The organism is Streptomyces sp. NPDC057694 (assembly GCF_042799415.1).
Taxonomy (GTDB): Bacteria; Actinomycetota; Actinomycetes; order Streptomycetales; family Streptomycetaceae; genus Streptomyces.
Genome location: NZ_JBHVIX010000064.1, coordinates 1 through 1,050 on the forward strand (window position 1 = coordinate 1; position 1,050 = coordinate 1,050).

Genomic DNA, 1,050 nt, shown 5'->3' on the forward strand with positions numbered 1-1,050 from the left:
GGTGGTGTCGAGCCAGTAGCGCTGGTGTTGGAAGGCGTAGGTGGGCAGGGGTGTGGTGTTGGTGGTGGGGGTGAGTTGGGACCAGTTGATGGTGATTCCGTTGGTCCAGGCGTGGGCGAGTGAGGTGAGGAGTCGTTGGGGTCCGCCGTCGTTGCGGCGGAGTGTGGTGCAGATGGTGGCTCGGGTGTCGGTGGTGTCGAGGGTTTCTTGTATGCCGGTGGTGAGGACGGGGTGGGGGCTGATTTCGATGTAGGCGTCGTGGCCGCGGCGGGTGAGTTCGCGGATGGTTTCTTCGAAGCGGACGGTTTGGCGGAGGTTGCGGTACCAGTAGTGGGTGTCGAGTGTGGTGGTGTCGAGGAGTCCGCCGGTGACGGTGGAGTAGAAGGGGATGCTGGCGGGTTGGGGGGTGATGTTTTTGAGGGTGTGGAGGAGTTGGGTTTCGGTTTCTTCGACGAAGACGGAGTGTGAGGCGTAGTCGACGGGGATGCGGCGGGCGCGGATGTCGTCGTGTTGGAGGGTGGTGAGGAGGTCGTCGAGGGCGTCGGTGTGTCCGCAGACGACGCTGGAGGTGGGGCCGTTGACGGCGGCGAGGGAGAGGCGTCCTTGCCAGGGGGTGAGGCGTTCGCGGAGGTTGTGGGAGGTCATGGCGACGGAGGCCATGCCGCCTTTGCCTGCGAGGTGGTTTTTGATGATTTTGCTGCGGAGGGCGACTATTTGTGCGCCGTCGTGGAGGGTGAGGGCGCCGGCGACGACGGCGGCGGCGATTTCTCCTTGGGAGTGGCCGATGACGGCGGCGGGTTCGGTTCCGCAGGCGCGCCAGACGGCGGCCAGGGAGATCATGATGGCCCAGAGGGTGGGCTGGATGACGTCGACGCGGTTGGCGAGTTCTTCGTCGGTGCCGTGCAGGACGTCGAGGAGGTTCCAGTCGGTGAAGGGGCTGAGGGCTTCGGCGCAGGTGTCCATGGAGGTGCGGAAGACGGGTGAGGTGGCCAGCAGTTCCACGGCCATGCCCGTCCACTGCGAGCCCTGCCCCGGAAACACGAACACCGG

At 65.6% G+C, this 1,050-nt stretch carries 1 protein-coding gene; it reads right to left on the bottom strand.

Annotated features, from left to right (window positions below):
• Nucleotides 1-1,050, bottom strand: a 1,050-nt coding sequence (locus tag ACFVDP_RS43880; RefSeq protein ID WP_383503446.1) for an acyltransferase domain-containing protein, incomplete at both ends; no start/stop codon positions are given.